12 protein-coding genes and 2 pseudogenes are annotated in these 16,674 nt (G+C 72.8%); 6 read left to right on the top strand and 8 right to left on the bottom strand.

What is annotated here, in order from left to right:
* Positions 1–165 precede the first annotated feature (165 nt).
* A pseudogene (locus PV341_RS09330) lies at positions 166–2,904 on the bottom strand (multifunctional oxoglutarate decarboxylase/oxoglutarate dehydrogenase thiamine pyrophosphate-binding subunit/dihydrolipoyllysine-residue succinyltransferase subunit); the annotation flags it as partial.
* Positions 2,905–3,457: 553 nt separating this feature from the next.
* Here PV341_RS09330 and PV341_RS09325 point away from each other — a divergent pair.
* Positions 3,458–4,528 carry a TDT family transporter gene (locus PV341_RS09325; RefSeq protein WP_500357330.1) on the top strand — a complete coding sequence of 357 codons (1,071 nt, stop codon included), beginning with the start codon at positions 3,458–3,460 and terminating at the stop codon, positions 4,526–4,528.
* A gap of 18 nt (positions 4,529–4,546) precedes the next feature.
* Here the strand turns inward: PV341_RS09325 and PV341_RS09320 are convergent, their stop codons facing one another.
* Positions 4,547–4,825, bottom strand: a complete 279-nt coding sequence (locus PV341_RS09320; RefSeq protein WP_500326013.1) for a hypothetical protein — start codon at positions 4,823–4,825, stop codon at positions 4,547–4,549.
* Between the two features lie 741 nt (positions 4,826–5,566).
* Here PV341_RS09320 and PV341_RS09315 point away from each other — a divergent pair.
* The 3 genes from PV341_RS09315 to PV341_RS09305 all read left to right on the top strand — a co-directional run bounded on the left by PV341_RS09315 (position 5,567) and on the right by PV341_RS09305 (position 9,408).
* Positions 5,567–6,757, top strand: coding sequence for a MalY/PatB family protein (locus tag PV341_RS09315; protein WP_500326011.1), 1,191 nt, complete (start codon positions 5,567–5,569; stop codon positions 6,755–6,757).
* 194 nt (positions 6,758–6,951) lie between these two features.
* Positions 6,952–8,037: a metal-dependent hydrolase family protein gene (locus PV341_RS09310; RefSeq protein WP_500357328.1), complete on the top strand. Its 1,086-nt coding sequence runs from the start codon at positions 6,952–6,954 to the stop codon at positions 8,035–8,037.
* A 342-nt stretch (positions 8,038–8,379) separates the two neighbouring features.
* Positions 8,380–9,408 (top strand): alpha/beta fold hydrolase, encoded by a 1,029-nt coding sequence (locus tag PV341_RS09305; RefSeq protein ID WP_500326007.1) that lies wholly within the window; start codon positions 8,380–8,382, stop codon positions 9,406–9,408.
* Positions 9,409–9,594: 186 nt separating this feature from the next.
* Here PV341_RS09305 and PV341_RS09300 read toward each other — a convergent pair whose 3' ends face one another.
* The 3 genes and pseudogenes from PV341_RS09300 to PV341_RS09290 form a co-directional block, all read right to left on the bottom strand.
* The gene (locus tag PV341_RS09300; protein ID WP_500357348.1) at positions 9,595–10,941 is read right to left on the bottom strand and encodes a CynX/NimT family MFS transporter; all 1,347 of its coding nucleotides are present in this window, start codon (positions 10,939–10,941) and stop codon (positions 9,595–9,597) included.
* Positions 10,942–11,004: 63 nt separating this feature from the next.
* Positions 11,005–11,544: pseudogene (locus tag PV341_RS09295) on the bottom strand (MIP/aquaporin family protein); the annotation flags it as partial.
* A 244-nt stretch (positions 11,545–11,788) separates the two neighbouring features.
* Positions 11,789–12,289, bottom strand: coding sequence for a carboxymuconolactone decarboxylase family protein (locus PV341_RS09290; protein ID WP_500326005.1), 501 nt, complete (start codon positions 12,287–12,289; stop codon positions 11,789–11,791).
* A 47-nt stretch (positions 12,290–12,336) separates the two neighbouring features.
* On the opposite strand from PV341_RS09290, the gene pdxR reads away from it, so the two are divergent.
* The gene (gene pdxR / locus PV341_RS09285) at positions 12,337–13,791 is read left to right on the top strand and encodes a MocR-like pyridoxine biosynthesis transcription factor PdxR (protein WP_500357326.1); all 1,455 of its coding nucleotides are present in this window, start codon (positions 12,337–12,339) and stop codon (positions 13,789–13,791) included.
* On the opposite strand, the gene PV341_RS09280 is transcribed toward pdxR, so the two are convergent.
* Positions 13,784–14,356 (bottom strand): LOG family protein, encoded by a 573-nt coding sequence (locus PV341_RS09280; RefSeq protein WP_500326216.1) that lies wholly within the window; start codon positions 14,354–14,356, stop codon positions 13,784–13,786. The two genes, pdxR and PV341_RS09280, sit on opposite strands and share 8 nt — an antisense overlap.
* A 146-nt stretch (positions 14,357–14,502) precedes the next feature.
* Positions 14,503–15,375: an NAD-dependent epimerase/dehydratase family protein gene (locus PV341_RS09275; protein ID WP_500326001.1), complete on the bottom strand. Its 873-nt coding sequence runs from the start codon at positions 15,373–15,375 to the stop codon at positions 14,503–14,505.
* 203 nt (positions 15,376–15,578) lie between these two features.
* Here PV341_RS09275 and PV341_RS09270 point away from each other — a divergent pair, with 203 nt between their 5' ends.
* The gene (locus tag PV341_RS09270; RefSeq protein ID WP_500325999.1) at positions 15,579–16,088 is read left to right on the top strand and encodes a GNAT family N-acetyltransferase; all 510 of its coding nucleotides are present in this window, start codon (positions 15,579–15,581) and stop codon (positions 16,086–16,088) included.
* Positions 16,089–16,145: 57 nt separating this feature from the next.
* On the opposite strand, the gene PV341_RS09265 is transcribed toward PV341_RS09270, so the two are convergent.
* Entirely contained in the window at positions 16,146–16,613 is a 468-nt protein-coding gene (locus PV341_RS09265) for a GNAT family N-acetyltransferase (RefSeq protein ID WP_500325997.1), read from the bottom strand.
* Positions 16,614–16,674: the final 61 nt, after the last annotated feature.

Raw genomic sequence — 16,674 nt, 5'->3', positions numbered from 1 at the left:
GGTTCCCGACCACTCGTCCACGTGCTGGGCCATCAGAGCCCAGGAGATCCGGATCATGCGCCGGATCGTACGGCCCGCGGCCGGCACGCCGTCGCAGCGGTCCCCCTACGACGGACACCCCCGGGAGGACGGTCCCAGGGGTGTCGTGCGCCGTCGCGGGAGTGGTCAGCGGAAGGCCGACTCCACGAGCTCCTTCTGCTGCGCGGCATGCCGCCGGGCGGAACCCACCGCGGGGGCCGAGGCGGACGGCCGGCTGACGCATCCGAGGGGGCGGCCCGCCAGCCGTTCCACGTGCGGCCTGACGAAGGACCAGGCCCCTTGGTTCTCCGGCTCCTCCTGCACCCACCGCACCTCGGCGTCACGGGGCAAGCGGGCGAGCTCCGCGCCGAGTTCCTCGTCCGGGAAGGGGTAGGGACGCTCCAGCCGGATGATCGCGGTGTCCCGCAGGCCGGCGTTCCGCCGGTACGCGTCCAGGTCGTAGAAGACCTTCCCCGAGCACAGCAGCACGCGCCGGGCCTGTGCGCCGTCGACGTCCCGGTCCGGTACGACCGGTCGGAAGGAGCCCGTGGTGAAGTCCGCCAGCCCCGAGGTGGCCTCCTTCAGCCGCAGCATCGACTTGGGGGTGAACACCACCAGGGGCCTCCTGCGCTCACCGAGCGCCTGCTGCCTGAGCAGGTGGAAGTAGTTCGCGGGCAGCGTCGGGACGGCGACGGTCATGTTCCCCTGCGCGCACAGCTGGAGGAACCGCTCGATCCTGCCGGAGGAGTGGTCAGGACCCTGACCCTCCAGTCCGTGGGGCAGCAGCAGCGTCACCCCGGAGCGTTCGCCCCACTTCTGTTCCGACGACGCGATGTACTCGTCGACGACGCTCTGCGCGCCGTTGGCGAAGTCGCCGAACTGGGCTTCCCACAGCACCAGCGCGTCGGGCCGCTCCAGCGAGTAGCCGTATTCGAAGGCCAGGGCCGCCATCTCGGACAGCATCGAGTCGTAGGGGGAGAAGCCCGCGCTGCCCGCGCCGAGGCCGTTCAGCGGGGTGTGCTCCGCCCCGGTGCGCCGGTCGGTGAGCACCGCGTGACGCTGGCCGAACGTGCCGCGGCGGGAGTCCTGTCCGGACAGCCGCACCGGCACCCCCTCCATGAGCAGGGAGCCGATCGCCAGGGTCTCGGCGGTGGCCCAGTCGATCGTGCCGGCGTCCAGCATCGTGGCGCGCCGGTGGAGCTGCGGCAGGACGCGCGGGTGCACGGTGAAGTCGGCGGGCTGCCCGGTCTGGGAGGCGATCACGTGCCGGGCGGCCGCCTCCGTGATCGCGGTCGGCACCGGCACCGCGGTGTCGTCCCGGTGGTCCGCGGGGGTGGCCGGCTTCGGGGAACCGGCCGCCGTCAGGGCCCGCGTCTCGGCGAAGGCCTGCTCCAGGCGCTCCCGGTAGTCCCGCAGGGCGCCTTCGGCCTGCCGCTCGTCGATGGCCCCCCGGTCGACCAGGGCCTGGGCGTACAGCTTGCGCACCGAAGGCGTGGCGTCGATGCGGTCGTACATGGCCGGCTGGGTGATGGACGGGTCGTCGACCTCGCTGTGCCCGTGGCGCCGGTAGCAGATCAGGTCGATCACGACGTCCTTGTGGAACGCCTGGCGGTAGTCGAAGGCCAGGCGTGCGATCCGTACGACGGCCTCGGGGTCGTCCGCGTTGACGTGGAAGATCGGGGCCTCGACCGTGCGCGCGACGGCGGTGGCGTAGGTGCTGGAGCGGCCGCTGGCGGGCGAGGTCGTGAAACCGAGCTGGTTGTTGATGACGACGTGCACCGTCCCGCCGGTGCGGTAGCCGGGCAGCTGCGACATGTTCAGCGTCTCGGAGACCACGCCCTGCCCGGCGAACGCGGCATCGCCGTGGACGACGACCGGCAGGACGGGGAACGCCCCGCCGTCGCCGTCGGCCAGGTCCTGCTTGGCGCGCACGACCCCCTCGGCCACCGGCCCGACGATCTCCAGGTGGGAGGGGTTCGCCACGACGGAGACGGCGATCGCGCCCCCGTCCAGGGCGTGGTAGGTCCCTTCCGCGCCGAGGTGGTACTTCACGTCGCCGGTCCCCTGGACCGACAGGATGTCCACCGCGTCCTCGAACTCGTGGAAGATGTTCCCGTACGACTTGCCGATGATGTTGGCCAGGACGTTGAGCCGGCCCCGGTGGGCCATCCCGATGACCGCCTCCCGCATCCCGTGCCGGATGCTGCGGAGCAGCAGGGCGTCGAGCAGCACGATTGCCGACTCGCCGCCTTCGAGCGAGTACCGCTTCTGGCCGACGTACTTGGTCTGCAGGAAGGTCTCGAAGGCCTCCGCGGCACCGAGCCGGTAGAGGACCTGCAACTGGTCGGCACGGTCCGGCCGGGGCGAAGGCGCCTCGATCCGCTCCTGCACCCAGCGGCGCTCCTCGAAGGCCTGGATGTGCATGTACTCGGCGCCCACCGTCCCGCAGTAGGACCTGCGCAGGACGTCCAGCACACCGCGCAACGTCATGGTGTCGCGCCCGGCGAAGCCGTCGACGACGAACTCCGCCTCCAGGTCCTCGTCGCGCAGCCCGAAGGCCGCGATGTCGAGCTCCGGGTGCGTGGCCACCCGACCCGCCGCCAGGGGGTTGGTGTCGGCCACCAGGTGTCCGCGTACGCGGTAGGCGTGGATGAGCGCGGCGACGCGCACGGCCTTGGCAGCCGCTTCTCGCGCGTCCTCGTGCGGGGACGGCGTGCCGGCACGCTCCTGACGTCCGGCGGTGGCGGCGGGGGAGACGAAGAAGTCCCTCCACTGCTCGTCGACCGATCCGGGATCGCGCAGGTAGCGCTCGTACAGTTCGTCCACGAGCCATTCGTTGAGGCCGAATTCCGGTCCTTGGAGTGCCGGTTCTTCGGCGCTGGATGTCGACGCCACTGGGTGGATCGCCTTCTTTCCTCATTCGGGACAGCCGATGGCGGGCGCAGTCGCAAGGGCCCCGTCATCCGCGCAGGGCTCCCGGTGGGGGAGCGGCCCCGTCCCGTGCCGGCGGGGTGCGCGCATCGCTGACCGTGTGGCACCACCGACCTTAGGACGGTGCCGGGCCGACGCCGAGGGCCGAAGGTGCCGGGGAGGCGTCACATCAGGACGTTCCCCCGCGCCGTGCAGCGCCGGTGCGTACGGCGCCCGCTGGGTTCCGCCGGCCGGACGTCCTGATGTGAGGGTGTCATGGCACGCGCAGTGATGCGGAGGGAGCCGAACGTCACCGTAACGTCGTAGGGCCAACGAGCCGACGGCTGCGGCCGCGGCCCGTGAGCTGTTGGGCCTGGGGGCGGTGTGCCGATTGCCGACGGCGATTCCCGATGCGAGGAAAGAAGCGTTCTCCGCCGTGACATCCGACCCCAGCGATACCCGGTCCCTCCCGCCCCGGAGCGACGCGGGGCCCCGGCACGCCACCCATGCACGCCCTCGGCTGCCGGCCTTGACCGGGACGCGACGTCCGCACCTGGGCCCCAGCTGGTTCGCGGCGGTCATGGGCACCGGCATCGTCGCCAACGCGGCGGTCACCCTGCCGCGGAGCTCCGCCTGGCTGCGCGACGCGGCCACGGTGGTCTGGGCGGGTGCCGCACTGCTCCTGGTCGTCCTTGCGGCCGGCTACCTCAGGCAGCGGACGCTGCGGGTGCACGCCGGCGATCCGATGCTGGCGCCGTTCCTCGGGGCCCCTCCGATGGCACTGCTCACGGTGGGGGCGGGCGCGCAGCTGCTCGGCCGGCAGGTGCTCGGAGCGCATACGGCCCTGAACGTGGACTGGGCGCTGTGGTCACTGGGCACCGTACTCGGCCTGGCGGCGGCCTGCGCGGTGCCGTACGTGATGGTCACCCGGCACCGCTTCGCTCCGGACGCGGCGTTCGGCGGCTGGCTGCTGCCGGTGGTGCCGCCGCTGGTCTCCGCGGCGACGGGCGCCCTGCTGGTCCCGCACACACCGGCAGGGCAGCCGCGGCTGGCCCTGCTGCTCGGCTGCTACGCGATGCTCGGGCTCGGCCTGGTGGCGGTCCTGCTGGTACTGGCGATGGTCTTCAGCCGGCTGGTCCACCACGACGCACCCACGGGAGCGGTGGTGCCCACGGTGTGGATCGGCCTGGGCGCCGTCGACCAGGCGGTCACGGCGATGGGCTCGCTGGCCACGGCGGCGCCCAGCGCGCTGCCCGCTCCGTACGCCCGGGCCGCGGCGGCGTTCGCGCTGCTGGGCGGAATCGGGCTGTGGGGCTTCGCGATGCTGTGGCTGGTGCTCGCCGCGGCGCTGACCGTACGGCAGCTGCGCGCGGGACTCCCCTTCGCGCCCAGCTGGTGGTCCTTCATCTTCCCGCTCGGCGCCTGCGTCACCGGCACGGGTGCCCTCGCCACCCGCACCGGATCACAGCCCTTCGTGTGGACCGCCGTCGTGCTCTACGTCCTGCTCGTCGCGGCCTGGGCGGTGGTGGCCTGGCGCTCGCTGCACCACGCCGCCGGCCACGTCGCCCCGCGGGGCGCCCGCAGGGAAGCCCGGACGTGAACACCCCCGTGCGTCGCCTCAGCCCGTGGTGGGACGCGGGGCGCGGGGGTGGATCCTCGCACGCTGCACCTGCGCGTGATGGGGTTCCTGCACGCCGGCCTCGGTGACGTGGAGGATGGTGCCGCGCACCGCGGTGGCCGTGGGCGAGGCGAGCCCGTGCGCCGCCGTGAGCACCGTCGCCCGGGTGCCGTCCGGGTAGATCACGTCGACGCGGTTCGCGGCGTTGACCGCGGCCAGCACCACGTCGGACCGGTCGGACCGGTCGGACCGGTCGCCGAGGAAGCTGAAATCGTCCATCGTCCATGCCGGCCGCGCCCCCGGCCACCTGGTGGAGGGTGCCGGGAGCGGCGCGAGGGCCTGGTCGGTGAGCCAGGGGAGCGCCTTCCCGCCTGCCGCGGGTACGGCCCGGATGGTGCCCTTGCGGCTGTCCGCGACGTAGAGGGTGCGCCCGCCGGGTTCGACGGCCAGTCCGTTGGGCAGGCCGTCGGCCGGCAGTGCGGATGCGGCGGGCGGTGCGGCTGTCCGGGGCGAGCTTCCGGACGCCGGCGCGCGCGGGGTCGCTCGACCAGAGGGTGTAGTGGACCGTCCCGTCGGCGCCGCGGGTGTTGCCGGTGAAGGTGTCGCCCAGGACGCCGGTCACCAGCACCGTCCGGTGCCTGCCGGAGGCGCCGAGGCGCACCAGTTCCGGGGGGCTTGCCGGCGAAGCTTCCCCGCATCGAGAGGGTCAGCGACCCGTCCGGTCGACGGTGATGTTCTCCGGCGCGTCACCGGTGGAGAAGTCGAACGCCGCCACGGTCCCCGGCGAGCGCCGTTGGGGGGGTGAGGAGGCCGATCATCGCATTTTTTCCGCACCGAGCCGGGGAGCGGCGTTCCGGGGTGCCGTACGGCCAGGCATGGTGCGACCCCGCGTGCTTGACGCGTCAAGCACTCTGTTAGGGTGAGGACGGCAGTCCGGAAGGCGCGCTCACGCTCTCCGGCGATGGTCCGTCCCGGCGGACCCGGCGCGTGACCGTGTCGCACGTCCACCGGAGGAAGGTCATGGCACCCGCAGGATTCGAGACGGCCGACGACACGGCACGGCGGGCGGGCAATCCGCTGCGGCGGCTCACGATCGACGAACTGCGGCGCCGCAAGGGCATCAAGTGGCGTCACCATCCGGCGGACGTCCTGCCGCTGTGGATCGCCGACATGGACGCGACCCCGGCCCCCGCGGTCGTGGACGCGGTGTCCCTGGCCTTCGAACGCGGGGACACCGGCTACCCGCCCTTCGACGCGACGATGGCGGAGGCCTGGGACCAATTCGCCGCCAAGCGCTGGGGATGGCGCATGGCGACGGAGCGGACGATGGTCGTCCCCTCCGCCCTGACGGGCATCGCCGAGACGCTCAAGGTGACGACGGAGCCCGGGGACGTGGTCGTCGTCAACTCCCCGGGGTACGGGCTCCACCGGCACATCGCGGAGGGACTGGGCCGCCGCGTCGTGGAGGCCCCGCTGGGACCCGACCACCGCATCGACCTCGAGGCGCTGCGGGCCGCGTTCGGCCGGACGGCCGACGGCGGCCGCCCCACGGTCTTCCTGCTGTGCAGCCCCCACAACCCGACCGGGACGGTCCATACGGCGCAGGAACTGGCCGCGGTGGCGGGACTGGCGCGGCAGTCCGGGGTGCGGGTCGTCTCCAACGAGATCCACGCGCCGCTCGTCCCGGCCGGCGCGCACCATGTGCCGTACCTCTCGGTCCCCGGCACCGAGGACGCCGTCGCCGTCTACTCCGCCTCCAAGGGGTGGCACCTGTCGGGCTTCCGCGCCGGAATGCTCGCCTGGGCGCAGGAGGCGGACGACGTCCTGCGACGCATCCCCCTGAGCGTCGCCCATGAGCTGAGCGGCATCGGCGTCATCGCCCAGACCGCCGCCCTGCGGCTCGGCGGCGGCTGGCTGGACGCGCTGCTCGCCGGCCTCGACGACAACCGCCGCCTCCTCGGCGAACTGCTCGAGCGGCACCTTCCCGGCGTCCGGTACCGCCGGCCCGAGGGGACGTACCTGGCGTGGCTGGACTGCCGCGCCCTCGGCCTCGGCGACGATCCCGCGGCCGCCTTCCTGGAACGCGGCCGGGTCGCCCTCTCCCCGGGCCTGGAGTTCGGCACGGGCGGCGCGGGGCACGTACGCCTCAACTTCGCCACGTCGCCGGAGATCCTCACCGAAGCCGTCCGCCGGATGGGCACGCTGGCCTGATCCCGGCCGGCCCCGGGCCGCCGCCCGATCCTCGCCGTCTCCGTGACGACGCATGCCGTCCCGCGGGCCGGCACTGCTCTTCAAGGGGAACCACCTTGCTCAACACCACTGCCATACACGCCGGTTCGATGTTCGACGGGTTCACCCGCTCAGGACCTGCCACGGTCCATGTCAGAGGTGACCGCATCCTCCGCGTGGACCGCACCGGCGCGCTGCCGACCGACGGCACCCCGGTCGTCGACCTCGGCCCGCGGACATGCCTGCTGCCCGGACTCATCGACACCCACACCCACCTCGCGTTCGACGCGAGCCCCGACCCGGTGACCTCCCTGACCGCGACCGGCGACCCGGACCTGCTGGCGCAGATGCGGGCCGCGGCCCAGGCGGCGCTCCGGGCCGGCATCACCACCGTCCGCGACCTCGGTGACCGCGACTACCTCTCGCTGACCCTCGTCGAGGAGTTCGCCCGGGCCCCGGAGCACGGGCCGGAGATCCTTGCCGCAGGCCCCCCGCTCACCACGCCCGGCGGGCACTGCCACTTCTTCGGCGGCGAGACCGAGGGCCCCGAGGCACTGCGCGCCGCGGTGCGCGAGCGCCACGCCCGCGGCTGCGCCGTCATCAAGATCATGGCCAGTGGCGGCAACATGACGCCCGGTTCCGTGCCCCCGCACGTCTCCCAGTACGGCCCGGAGGACCTGCGCGCGGTCGTGCACGAGGCACACCGTCTCGGCCTGCCGGTGGCCGCCCACGCACACGGCGTCCAGGCCATCAGGGACGCCCTCGACGCGGGCGTCGACAGCCTGGAGCACGTCACCTTCCTCGGCGCCGACGGCGCCACGTACGACCCCGACCTCGCCGCGGCCATCGTGGACAGCGGCACGTTCGCCAGCCTCACCCTGGGCATGGTCCCCGGCGCGGCGTTCAACCCGCCCCCGGCCCTGGCCGCGCACGTCCGGACCATCCTGAACACCTTCGGCAACCTGCACGCCGCGGGCGCCGCCGTGGTCATCGGCTCGGACGCGGGCATCGGGCCCGACAAGCCCCACGACGTCCTCCCGCACGGCGTCGGCGCCCTCGTCCGCCTGGGCGTGGCCCCCGCCGACGCCCTGATCTCCGTGACCAGCCTGGCCGCCCGGCTGTGCCGTGTGGAGGGCCGCAAGGGACGGATCACCGCCGGTGCCGACGCCGACCTGCTGGCCGTCGACGGCGATCCCGTCAAGGACCCCGCAGCGCTCCTCGACGTGCGGGCCGTCTTCCGCGCCGGCATCCGGGTGCGCTGACCTCCGCCGGAGGGCGGCGCCCCGCGTGACGTCGGCGACCGGGCTGTCAGTGGTGGGCGGCCGTCCCCCCCAATGGCGTATCCCCGCGTGCTGTGCTCATGATGGTCGCGTAGGGCCCGACCTTCAGCTCTGCCCCCGCCGGCGTGTACAGCCTGGAGGGCAGGCCATCTGCCCTTTGCCCACACGCCTCACCGCTGCGGGAGAACCCACGGCCCCTGGGTCGTGCGCGGCGTCGCCGGTGCGACAGCGTCCACTGCTTTCGTCTCGCCCTGGTCACGCGCACCGGTGGCCTGCGGCAACACCTCGACTTCCCTCGTACGAATCACTTCAGGTGGGTGAATCGTGGATACACCAACCAGGAAAACCGGCAGGTTCATCGCGCTCATCGCAGTGCTCGCTGCCGTCCTGCTGGTCTGCCCGAGCGCGAGCGCCGGAGCGTGGGGCGACAGCCGCGGGCAGGACACGGCGGTGGGAGAGTCTCCCTCCCCGTCGTCCTTCCCGCAGGCGAAACCTCCCCCCGGTTTCACGTCCAAGTACGCGGAAGTGAACGGCTTCCGCATGCACTACCTGCGAGGCGGCAAGGGTCCACCGGTCGTGCTGATCCACGGCTTCCCCCAGTCGTGGGCCGAGTGGCGGGACCAGATGGGCCCGCTGTCCAAGAACCACACCGTGATCGCGGTCGACCTTCGCGGCGCCGGCAACTCCGAGGTCACCAGGGGCGGTTACACGAAGGCACAGATGGCCAAGGACGTGCATGAGCTGCTGAAGCAGTTGAAGCTGAACAACGGTGTCCAGGTGGTCGGGCACGACGTCGGTCTGTGGGTCAGCTACGCCTACGCGGCCCAGTGGCCGAAGGAGGTGCGCCGCCTGGCCGTGATGGAGGCTCCCATCCCGGACGACAGCCTGTACCGCTTCCCGGCGCTGGAGGCCAACCCGAAGACCCCCTCGATGTGGCACTTCGGCCTGTTCCAGCTGCCGCTCGCCGAGCAGCTCATCTCCGGTCACGAGCGCGTCTTCGTCCAGGGCTTCATCGAGGAGCTCCTGGCCGACCAATCGGCGTTCTCGAAGGACGACTACGACTTCTACGCCCATTACCTGAAGGAGCCGGGCCGCACGGTGGCCTGGATGAAGATGTACCGCGAGCTCCGCGGGGACGTGGACCAGAACAAGAAGTTCCTGGCGGAAGGCAAGCTGCGGATGCCGGTCCTGGCGATCGGCGGCCAGGCGTCGTTCGGCGGCAAGATCGCCGACCAGTGGCGTGACTACGCCGTGAACGTCGAGGGCCGGGTCATCAAGGGGTCGGGTCACTGGGTGACCGAGGAGAAGCCCCAGGAAGTGACGAACCTGCTGCAGTCCTTCCTGCAGAAGTAGGTTCCGCCGCGAACGGCGGTCCTCGCGGCAACCGTGGCTCGCTGGCCCCCTCGTGGATCTCGGACTCGCCGACGCGCAGGCGGCGGTCGACGACGGTCCGGCCCCTGCCGGGTCCCGGGCCGAGCGAGACCTCGACGGGCAGACGGCGCATGGTCAGCCCCCGCGGTTCGTCGCTCTGGGGCGCGGCTACTCGTCGCGGGCCCTGAGCCGGGCGCCTTGGGGACCGCGCACCGGTTGCGCAGGGGCGGGGGCCTTCGCGCCGTGCCGGAGTTCGTCCTCCACCGTCCGGTCCCGGCCGGCCAGCACGCCCGCGGCGATCTGCGGCACGAGCAGCAGGAGCATCGCGGCGACGGGCAGGTCCCACCCGCCGGTGTGCTGGTAGAGGGCTCCGATGAGTATCGGCGCGGGGACGGAGAGCAGGTAACCGGTGCACTGCACGAAGGCGGAGAGCCGTACGACGCCGGGGCCGGTGCGCGCGCGCATCCCGATCATGGTGAGGGCCAGTGAGAAGGCGCAGTTGGAGACCCCGATGAGCACGGTCCACACCCACGGCGCGGCACCGGGCGCCGCCCACAGCCCCGTGTAGCCGACGACCCCGAACAGGCCCAGGACGACGACGAGAGGTCCCTGACCGGGCAGCCGTCCGCCGATCGCGGGCAGGACGAAGGACATGGGTACGCCCACCGCCATCGACACCCCGAGCATCAGGCCGGCGGCGGAGGCCGGCACACCCGCGTCGCGGAGGATCTGCGGCAGCCAGCCCATGGCGACGAAGGCGGCGGCCGACTGGAGGCCGAAGTAGACGGTGAGCGCCCAGGCCGTCGGACTGCCCGTGATGCGGCCCGTCGGCGTGGCCGGAGTCCCGGCGAACGCACCGGCGGCGGCCGAGGCGTGCCGGGACCGGTCCCGTACCAGGGGCAGCCAGGGCAGCACGGCGACGGCGCCGACCGCGCCCCAGGCGGCCAGACCGAGCCTCCAGTCGCCGCCCAGGGCGCCGGTCACCGGGACGCTGAGCGCGGCGGCCAGGGCCGTACCGCAGGAGAGGGCCATCGCGTACAGGCCGGTCATGGTGCCGACGCGGCGCGGGAACCAGCGTTTGACGACGACGGGCATCAGGACGTTGCCGACGGCTATGCCGCTCAGGGCGAGCGCGCCGGCGGCGAGGAACGGCACGGTGTGCCCGGTGAAGGGGCGCAGGAAAAGGCCGGTGGCGACCAGTGCCATGCCCGTGCAGATCACGGCCGCCGGACCGTACCGGCGCGACAACCGGGGCGCCGCGGCGCCGAACACGGCGAACGACAGGGCCGGCAGGGAGATGAGCAGGCCCGCCACCGTGCCGCTCATGCCGAGGGAGGTACGGACCTCCTCCAGCAGGGGGCCGAGGCTGGTGATCGCGGGCCTGAGGCTGAACGCCGATACGAACAAAGCGCCGCCGACGAGCAGTTGGACACGCCGCGGGCCGGGCGTGGCGGGCGCGGCGGGTGCGGCGGTGGCCGCCGCGGTGACGCGGGTGCGGCGCGCCCGGACCCGCAACCGGTAGAGCCCGGCCCCGAGTGCCGCCCCGATGATGGGCCCGACCAGGTAGATCGCGAGGTCGGTGGTCTGCCCGGAGAAGACCGCAGGACCGAACTGGCGGGCCGGGTTGACCGAGCCCCCGCTGAGCGGGCCGAGGGTGGCGATCACCACCCCCACGGACAGCCCGATGACGGGCGCCAGACCGCGGATGAACCGGGGGCGGGCGACGAAGAACGCGACGACGAGGGTCAGTGCCAGCATTCCCCCGACCTCTCCGAGGAGGACCGGCACGGGCTGCCAGGTCGGGGCGGGCCGGATCGCGGCGTGCGAGACCGACGGGAGCGCCACCGCCGGACCCCAGGCGAGGCGAGCCAGGCCCGTACCGGCGGCGGAACCGGCGAGCTGGGCCAGCACGTACGGCAGGACGTGCCGTCCGGGGAAGGCGCCCATCAGCCACAGGCCCACGGTGACGGCGGGGTTGGTGTGGCCGCCGCTGCGCCGTCCGGGAGGGCTGAGGATCAGGCCGGTGAGGATGGCCCCGCTGACGGCGCCGATCACGACGAGGGCGATGCGCAGGTCGGCGATGTAGAGGGACGATTGCGGGTCACGCAGCCATCGCACGACCGTCACCGCGAGGAACAGCAGGAAGGTCGTGAGGACGAACTCGTCGGCGGCACGGGCCAGGGCCGGTCGGCGTGGCGGAGGGGAAGCGGTACCCACGTGGATCTCCTGGTCGGGGTGGTCGCCGGCGGGGCACCCCTGACGTCTGCTGCCGGGGGAGGAGCCACGAGCGGGGGAAGCGGCCGGGGGACGCGTCGGCCGCCGGGCCGGCCCGGCCGGGCAGGGACCCGGCCGGACGGGCGTGTCAGGCGTTCGGCGTGTAGTGGCCGGGGACCATGCGGGTCGAGACGCCGATGCGGTTGAAGGCGTTGATCGCCACGATCGCGGCGATGAGGTGGGCGAGTTCGGTCGCGTCGAACTGCGCGGCGGTCCTGGCGTACACCTCGTCCGGGACGAATCCGTCCGTCACGACGGTGATCGCCTCGGTGAGCTCGATGGCCGCGATCTCCCGTGCCGTGTAGAAGTGCCTCGCCTCCGTCCAGGCGCCGAGCTGGATCACGCGCTCCGCGGACTCGCCGGCGGCCATGGCGTCCTTGCTGTGCATGTCCAGGCAGAAGGCGCAGTGGTTGATCTGCGACGCGCGGACCTTCACCAGGTGCAGCAGGGCGGCGTCGACACCGCGGCCCGCGGCCGAGTCCAGTCGGACCAGCGCCTTGAAGGCCTCAGGGGCGAGCTTCGCCCAGTCCATGCGTGCCGTGTGCTCCGGAAGTCGGGTGGTGTGCTCATGTGCTTCGTTCATCGTCATGCCGGCAACGCTACGGATCGGGTGGTACTGGAGTATGGTCCAATTACATGAGGGATTCCCGGACCAATTCCGCCGCCGAACCGCCTGCGTCCGCGATCGGCGCCGACCTGCATCTGGAACTGCGCGGGACCAAGCTGCGCACCGGGCTCACCGACGCGCTGCGGGAAGCCGTACGCACGGGGCGCCTCGCGCCCGGTACCCGGCTGCCGCCGTCCCGCTCGCTCGCCGCGGACCTGGGCGTCTCCCGCAACACCGTCGTCGAGGCGTACGCGGAGCTGGTCGCCGAGGGCTGGCTCACCGCCCAGCAGGGCTCCGGCACCCGGGTGGCACCCAGGGCCGAGCCGCACAGCCCTCCGACCGGCGCTCCCCGCGCCAGGCCCGTCCGGACCCGCCCCAGGTACGCCATGCAGCCGGGTTCGCCGGACCTCGCGAGGTTCCCCCGCACCCAGTGGCTCGCCGCCGCACGCCGCGCCCTGACCGCCGCGCCGAACGACGCCCTGGGCTACGGCGACCCCCGCGGCCGTCCGGAGCTGCGCGCCGCGCTCGCGGACTACCTGGCACGGGCCCGCGGGGTGTACGCCGAGCCGGAGCGGATCGTCGTCTGCTCCGGCTTCCACCACGGACTGGCACTGATGGCCCAGGTCCTCAGGGTCCGCAAGGCGCGAGCGGTCGCCGTCGAGGCGTACGGCCTGGACCTCTACCGCGACCTGCTGACCAACGCCGGCCTGCGGACCCCGCCCCTGTACGTCGACGAGCACGGCGCACGCACCGACGACCTGGCCCGCCTGCGGGGAGTGGGAGCGGTACTGATGACCCCGGCGCACCAGTACCCGACGGGAGTCGCCCTGTGCCCGGAGCGGCGCACCGCGGCCGTCGCCTGGGCGCGGGACACGGGCGGCCTGATCCTGGAGGACGACTACGACGGGGAGTTCCGGTACGACCGCCAGCCCGTGGGCGCCCTGCAGGGCCTCGACCCCCAGCGCGTGGTGTACTTCGGCTCGGCGAGCAAGTCACTCGCCCCGGGGGTACGGCTCGGCTGGATGGTGCTCCCGGACGAGCTGGTCCCCGAGGTCGTGGAGGCCAAGGGGTACGGCGACTACATGTCCAGCACCCTGGAGCAGCTCACGCTGGCCGAGTTCATCACCTCGGGCGCCTACGACCGGCATGTGCGGTCGATGCGACAGCGCTACCGGCGCCGCCGTGACCAACTGGTCGCAGCCCTGGCGGAGCGGGCGCCCGGCGTCCGGGCGGCCGGCATGGAGGCGGGGCTTCAGGTCGTCCTCGAACTCCCCGCGGGGACGGAGAACTCGGTCGTCCAGGCGGGCGCCCGGGAGGGTCTCGTGGTGAGCGGGCTCCGGGAATTCGGCCACGAAGCGCAGGACTCCGGCTGGCAGCTGCCCGAGCGCGACGCCTTGGTGGTCAACTACGCGGCCCCCTCGGACAGCGCGTGGAAGGGCGCACTCGACACCCTGTGCGGCGTGCTGCCCCAGGTCCTCAGTTGAGGGGGCGCCCCACGAGGGGGACCTGCCGGGCGGCCCCAAGGGAGGCCTCCAGCTCCGCGAACGCGGCGGCACCGGTGTCGGCGACGAGGAGCAGTTCCGCCAGGGGCACCGGCAGGAACCCCTCCTCGTCCATCCGCCGGAGCTGGAGGACCAACCCGTCGTAGAAGCCCGCCGTGTTCAGCAGCACGACGGGCTTGGCGTGCAGACCGTGCTTCCTCAGTTCCAGGACCTCGGTCGCCTCGTCCAGGGTTCCCAAGCCGCCGGCCATCACCACGACCGCGTCGGACGTGGCGAGCAGCTGGGCCTTCCGCGAGGCGAGGTCCTCGGCGAAGACCATCGCGTCGGCGTCCTGCCTGGCCCACTCCCGTAGGAAGCCGACCGATACCCCGGCGAGCCGCCCGCCCGACTCCCGTACGGCGTCGGCGACGACCTTCATCAGCCCGGTGTCCGACCCGCCCCACACCAGGGTGTGGCCCCCTGCGCCGACGAGCTCCCCGAATGCGCGGGCCGGCCGCGTGTAGCGCTCATCGAGGTCGGCGGCGGAGAGGAAGACACAGATCTTCATGGGCGCGGGCGCTGCAGCGGTCATGGCCCGAACGTACGTGGGCCTGCACCCTCACACGCGGACCATTCCCCGCGCGGAACACGGGACCAATTCCGTCGCCCGCGACCCGTGGCGGGCCGCGACCTGTGGCGGCCCGCCGGCCCGCGTCAGGCCATCTGCGCCGCGAAGCCGGAGCGCCACGAGGGATACCCGGGTCGCCACCCGCGCGACCGGGCCAGCCCGTTGGACGCACCCCGCGCCCAGTCCAGGCGACCGGGTACGGGCCCGGGGGCCGGAACGCCCAAGGCGCGGGCCAGCGCCGGCAGCCACTCGCGGGCCTGCGCGGGTTCGTCGTCGACGATGTTGACGGGACCCGAGGGCCAGGCGAGCGCGGCGACGGCGGCCCGGGCGGCGTCGGCGACGTGGAGGAACGACATCACCGAAAGGTCCGCCTCGGTGCTCCCGAGGAACCGGGCGGACGGATCCCCGGCCAGCGCCGCGGCGACGGGCCCTCCGGGTGCGTACCAGGTGCCCGGGCCGTACAGGATGCCGTACCGCAGCTGCACCGCCGTCTCCACTTCGGCGGCCTTCTCCTCCAGCGCCCGGACGCCCTCCACCATCCCCCCGCGCGGCGGTGCCGCCCCGACGTCCAGCGGTGTGCTCTCGTCGGCCGGCCCCTCCCCGGGCGCGTACGCCCAGGAGATGGACTGGGCGACGATCCTGGTCACGCCGGCGGACACCGCCGCGTCCACCAGGTTGCCCGTCCCCTCGCGCCGCAGCCGGTTGGTCGCCTCCCCGTCCGCGTCCGACAGGTCGGTGAGCTGATGGATCACCGCGTCCGGCGCGGCGCTCGCCAGGACCCGGTGCAGCGCCTCCCGGTCGAACACGTCCGCCTGGACGGCTGTCGCCCCCTGCTGCCGAATGCGCTCGACACCCGCCGAGCCACGCGAGATTCCCGTGACGTGGTGGCCCTCGGCCAGCAGCAGCGGAACGAGCTGACGGCCGACAGCGCCGGTGGCACCGGCAACGAAGACATGCATGGTCCACTCTCCTGTGATCAGACGGAACCGTCCCATCGGGGCGGACGGTCCCTGGTCGTACCTGCAACGCTAGGCGGTGAGTGGTACCGGAGCCGGATCCATTTCGCGGATGTGTCGGCGGACCAATTCGGCGGTGCCTCATTGGGGCCTCCACGCGGTGCGAGAGCGGCGTCCCCGGCCGGGCATTCTGAAAGGATCGGAGCATGACCGGCAACCCCCACCCCGCCACCGCATTCCACCGGCCATTCGCGGCACCGGTCCGGCTCGACCTCGCCGATCCCGGCACCCTGCGTCAGCTGTGGGACCTTCAGCGGATCTCCTACGCCGTGGAAGCCCGTCTCATCGGGTTCGACGGCATCCCGCCCCTGCACGAGTCCCTTGACCAACTGCGCACGTGCGACGAGTCCTTCCTCGGGGTCCGCGACGGGTCGAGGCTCGTCGGAGCGGTCGCCTGGACCCGCTTGCCGAACGGTGCTCTGGACATCTGCCGCCTCGTGGTCCATCCCGACGCGCATCGCCTCGGCGTCGCAACGGCACTACTCGGCGCACTGGATTCGGTCGAGCCCGCGGAGCTGACCGTCGTCTCCACGGCGACCGCCAACCTGCCTGCGCTCGCGCTCTACCGTCGGCGCGGATTCACACCTGTCGGTGAGCGCCATGTCGCGCCCGGCGTCACGGTCACCCTGCTGGAACGCAAGCAGTCATCGGCATGACCGGGTTGGCGCGTAGGGCTCTTCGGGACGGAGAGCCGCCTTCTGGCACCAGCCTGTTCAGACCGGGACTTCGAAGACGAGCTCGAGGCCGTCCACCTCGTCCCACTGCTCTCCGACCTCCACGAAGCCGAAGCCGGAAATCGTGGCCAGGGATGCGGTGTTCTCGGGACTGATCGTCACCCGCGCGGTCTTGACTCCGGATTCGGCGGCGGCGCGACGCAGCAACTCGGTCAACATCGTCCTGGCGTACCCCTGGCGACGGTGGCCGGGGGCCACCGAATAGCCGATCTCCACCATGCCCGCCCCATCGGGCGGTCCGTGGAACCCGGCGTACCCCACGACGACGCCTTCGGGCTCGGCCACCACGGCTCGGGTGAGCCACCCCGCGCTGCCCGCGTCCGAGGCCAGCTGGTTGACCCGGTACCGCCAAACCCACTTCGCCTGGTCGGTGAGGAAGTAGTCCGTGAACTCGACCCCTGCTTCGGCACTGGCCCGGGCGAGGTCGTCGTCCAGCAAGGCGGTCATGGCCGTGCTCGTGAGATCGACGAATCTCACTGACCTCAGGCCGCTCGGGGCCGGGGACGGG

The organism is Streptomyces sp. PA03-1a (genome assembly GCF_033792805.1).
Classification (GTDB): domain Bacteria; phylum Actinomycetota; class Actinomycetes; order Streptomycetales; family Streptomycetaceae; genus Actinacidiphila.
Note: the sequence above shows the minus strand (reverse complement) of the source record. Positions and strands in the feature narration are given on the sequence as shown.

What these genes read in the sequence shown, in the direction of transcription:
- PV341_RS09320 (WP_500326013.1), bottom strand. Translation starts at nt 4,825, where the DNA reads ATGGACGATTTCAGCTTCCTCGGCGACCGGTCCGACCGGTCCGACCGG.
- PV341_RS09315 (WP_500326011.1), top strand. Translation starts at nt 5,567, where the DNA reads ATGGCACCCGCAGGATTCGAGACGGCCGACGACACGGCACGGCGGGCG.
- PV341_RS09290 (WP_500326005.1), bottom strand. Translation starts at nt 12,289, where the DNA reads ATGACGATGAACGAAGCACATGAGCACACCACCCGACTTCCGGAGCAC.
- pdxR (WP_500357326.1), top strand. Translation starts at nt 12,337, where the DNA reads ATGAGGGATTCCCGGACCAATTCCGCCGCCGAACCGCCTGCGTCCGCG.
- PV341_RS09280 (WP_500326216.1), bottom strand. Translation starts at nt 14,356, where the DNA reads ATGAAGATCTGTGTCTTCCTCTCCGCCGCCGACCTCGATGAGCGCTAC.
- PV341_RS09275 (WP_500326001.1), bottom strand. Translation starts at nt 15,375, where the DNA reads ATGCATGTCTTCGTTGCCGGTGCCACCGGCGCTGTCGGCCGTCAGCTC.
- PV341_RS09270 (WP_500325999.1), top strand. Translation starts at nt 15,579, where the DNA reads ATGACCGGCAACCCCCACCCCGCCACCGCATTCCACCGGCCATTCGCG.
- PV341_RS09265 (WP_500325997.1), bottom strand. Translation starts at nt 16,613, where the DNA reads ATGACCGCCTTGCTGGACGACGACCTCGCCCGGGCCAGTGCCGAAGCA.